This window comes from Pseudoalteromonas sp. AOP7-A1-14, from assembly GCF_052376275.1.
GTDB lineage: Bacteria > Pseudomonadota > Gammaproteobacteria > Enterobacterales > Alteromonadaceae > Pseudoalteromonas.
The window spans coordinates 1-3,644 of record NZ_JBQSVO010000185.1 but is presented as its reverse complement, the minus strand read 5'-3'; the positions used below and the strand labels follow the sequence as shown (position 1 = coordinate 3,644).

Genomic DNA, 3,644 nt, shown 5'->3' with positions numbered 1-3,644 from the left:
AAGTATTAAGTTCAGATGATTTATACCAAATACCTAAGCTAGGCTTAACTTGCCAATCGGCATATTTTCTCATCATTTGCCATTGCAAGCCTGTTCGAGTGCCATTATAAACACCTGACACATCAGCAAGACTTTGCACTGAAAAAACATGATTTTTATGAATATAGTGATAACTTAACCCCATATCAAGAGCCCACCGGCGCTTGTTTAAATCATTAAGGTTTGGAATGTTTTTTACAGGACTGGGGTCAGCTTCAACATTTAAGCTACTGGAAGATTGTAAAGCTAAGCTACTGGAAGATTGTAAAGCAAAAATATTACTTGGATGCCAATCAACAAAAAAACGTGTCTCGGGATTAAACTCGCTAACTAAATTAACTATATGTTTTTCGGTTTGTATTAAGCTATAACCCACACGACCATTGTCAAAGAAAAACTGCTCTCCATAATAGGCTATTTCAGGCACTACAATAAGGGGTAAGTTATCACCGCTTTGCAGTGGATTTGTCATCACGCCAATGCCGGCGCTTAAACCTATATACCATTGCCCTATAGTGATCTGCTCAGCAGATTCAGAGGTCACAGTTTGATGTGCATTTGTTGCACTACATACAGTGCTAAACAATATGCTTAAGGCAACACAGGCTGTTGTAATTAACTTCATTGTTTTACTACAAATAACCAAATAAGAGATTAAGTTGACATTCATCATAGCAAGGTGCAACGCACTAATCCCTAGTTAATTACAATCATTCACATTTTTTATACATTTGCCGTTACTTCCAAATCACTTTTTTGAAAGTCTAAGGTTTGCGCAATTTGCCATAATGCTTCTAATGCTGGGTCTGCTAAGTTCTTTCTTAGCACCGCAAGACCAATTTCAAAGCCTTTTGGCGGTAAAGCGTGATCGCTAATAACCTGAACTTTTTCCTTTAACGGGCTATTATCGAGTACTATTTTAGGCACCATAGCGATACCAAGTCCTAGACTCACCATAGATACCATCGCCTCGTGACCCGCAACTTGGGCATAAATTTTGGCTCGAATATTATTTTTAAACCACCACTGCTCCAATCGCTGCCTGGCAAAACCTTGCTCTGGTACTATAAAAGCCAACTTTGACCAAGGTACTTGGTTTCCACATTTCAAAAGCTGATCGTTTAATGAGCATTCTATTTTAGGAGCAATAAATACCAGCGGTGAGTAACCAATACTTGCAAAAGCAATTTGTGATGGCAATTTATCTGGCTTTGCGGCAATCGCCATGTCTTCTTGCCCATCAAACACACGATTAAGGGCTAACGCAGGATCGCCGGTATTAAGTTTTATTTCAATATACTGATGGCGAAGTCGTAATTGCTCTAAAATTTGATATAAAAAGCTATAAGAGGCTGTTACCGAGCAAAAAATACTCACATCACCATATATAGGCTGTTCCGGGTCATTCACATTAGTGCGAAATCGCTGCCAATTAGCAAGTGTAGCATTGGCATAATCAATAAATGACAGTCCTTCTCGGGTTAATTTTACCGTGCGATTATCACGTGTGAATAACGCGACCCCCACCTCTTGTTCAAGTTGTTTTATATTACGGCTTAGCGTAGGCGCGCTAATATGGCAAAGCTCACTGGCGCGAGCAAAGTGTAACGTTTTAGCTAAAGCTAAGAAGTAATGTAAATGCTTATGACTCATAAAATCGTAGACTGCCCAACTATTTCATATAATGAAATACTTTAATGCAAATATATCATTTTACGCAAGGAGAATTATTTCTTATTGTAAATGTAAGCAAGGCATAAAGCACTTGCATCTAACAAATATGAAATAGGACACTCATCATGGCGAATTACTTTAATACCCTTCCTTTACGTGAGCAACTTGCACAGCTTGCACAATGTAAATTTATGGACTTGGCTGAGTTTAGTGACGGTGTTGATGCACTTAAGGGTAAAAAACTAGTAATTGTTGGTTGTGGCGCACAAGGCTTAAACCAAGGTTTAAATTTACGTGATTCAGGCTTAGACGTTTCATACACATTGCGTGAGTCAGCGATTAGCGAGCGTCGTCAATCATTCCTAAATGCGTCTGAAAATGGATTTACCGTTGGCACATACGAAGAGCTAATTCCAACCGCTGATGTAGTTTTAAACTTAACTCCTGATAAGCAACACACCAACGTTGTAAACACTATCATGCCATTAATGAAACAAAACTCGACACTTGCTTACTCGCACGGTTTTAATATCGTTGAAGAAGGTATGCAAGTTCGTGAAGACATTACCGTTATTATGGTTGCACCAAAGTGTCCAGGTTCTGAAGTACGTGAAGAGTATAAACGTGGTTTTGGTGTACCAACACTGATTGCCGTTCACCCTGAAAATGATCCACAAGGCCATGGTTTAGCACAAGCAAAAGCCTATGCAGCAGGCACAGGTGGACACCGTGCGGGTGTACTTAATTCATCATTTATTGCTGAAGTAAAGTCAGACTTAATGGGCGAGCAAACTATTCTATGTGGCATGCTACAAACGGGTTCTATTTTATGTTTCGATAAAATGGTCGAAAAAGGTATCGACGCAAGCTACGCGTCAAAGCTAATTCAATATGGTTGGGAAGTAATCACCGAAGCACTTAAATACGGTGGTGTTACCAATATGTTAGACCGCCTATCTAACCCAGCTAAAGTTAAAGCATTTGACCTAAGTGAAGAGCTTAAAGTTATTATGCGCCCACTTTATAATAAACATATGGATGACATTATCGGTGGTGAGTTCTCAAGTGGCATGATGGCTGACTGGGCTGAAGATGATGCAAAGCTACATAAATGGCGCGCAGAAACAGCTGAAACAGCTTTTGAAAAACAGCAAAATACTGATGCAGAGATCGACGAGCAAACGTTCTTTGACCAAGGTATTTTAATGGTTGCTATGGTTAAAGCAGGTGTTGAACTTGCGTTTGAAACCATGACAGCGGCAGGTATTATTGCAGAGTCGGCTTATTATGAATCACTTCATGAAACGCCGCTTATTGCTAACACCATCGCACGTAAAAAGTTATTTGAAATGAACCGCACGATTTCAGATACCGCAGAATATGGCTGTTATTTATATAACCATGCCTGCTTGCCACTACTACAAGACTTTATGAAAACCATTGATACTGACGTTATTGGTAAAGGCCTAAGTGAGCAAAGCAACCAAGTGGATAACCAAACGCTAATTGCTATCAACGCAGCTCTTCGTGAGCATCCTGTTGAAATAATCGGTAGTAAACTTCGTGGTTATATGTCAGCGATGAAAAAAGTAGTTTAACACTAAGTTGTTTATCCCTGGAAAGTAACAATTTCGCTTGTTAGAAACCCAAGCCCACATGCTTTTGCTGTGGGCTTTTTCTATGTTATAAACCCACATTATGACAAACTAATATGACCAAAGACTCGAAACGGGCAAATTCCAATAAAACTAACGACACATTATTAGTCCAAGAGCTACAACGTATAAAGCAGCAAGCCTTATTGAAAACACAGATCTATTTGCCATAACTCAAGTGCCGAAAAAAGAAGTACTTGCAAATATTACTCAGTTACAATGGCAGCCCATTCACGGCAAGATCATTATAAATTGAACTTATAGAGCAAGTAGTGT

Annotated in this window: 3 protein-coding genes; 1 reads left to right on the top strand and 2 read right to left on the bottom strand. The window is 39.3% G+C overall.

Going from position 1 to position 3,644, the window contains the following annotated elements:
- Together ACT3RM_RS17215 and ilvY are read right to left on the bottom strand one after the other, a co-directional pair.
- Positions 1-664 (bottom strand): MipA/OmpV family protein (locus ACT3RM_RS17215; RefSeq protein ID WP_444511458.1); only part of this gene is annotated, 664 nt, incomplete at its 3' end.
- Positions 665-762: 98 nt separating this feature from the next.
- Entirely contained in the window at positions 763-1,692 is a 930-nt protein-coding gene (gene ilvY, locus ACT3RM_RS17210; protein WP_441836507.1) for an HTH-type transcriptional activator IlvY, read from the bottom strand.
- A gap of 146 nt (positions 1,693-1,838) precedes the next feature.
- Here ilvY and ilvC point away from each other — a divergent pair, with 146 nt between their 5' ends.
- Positions 1,839-3,311: a ketol-acid reductoisomerase gene (gene ilvC, locus ACT3RM_RS17205; protein ID WP_441836508.1), complete on the top strand. Its 1,473-nt coding sequence runs from the start codon at positions 1,839-1,841 to the stop codon at positions 3,309-3,311.
- The last annotated feature ends 333 nt before the right edge of the window (positions 3,312-3,644 follow it).

What these genes read in the sequence shown, in the direction of transcription:
- ilvY (WP_441836507.1), bottom strand. Translation starts at nt 1,692, where the DNA reads ATGAGTCATAAGCATTTACATTACTTCTTAGCTTTAGCTAAAACGTTA.
- ilvC (WP_441836508.1), top strand. Translation starts at nt 1,839, where the DNA reads ATGGCGAATTACTTTAATACCCTTCCTTTACGTGAGCAACTTGCACAG.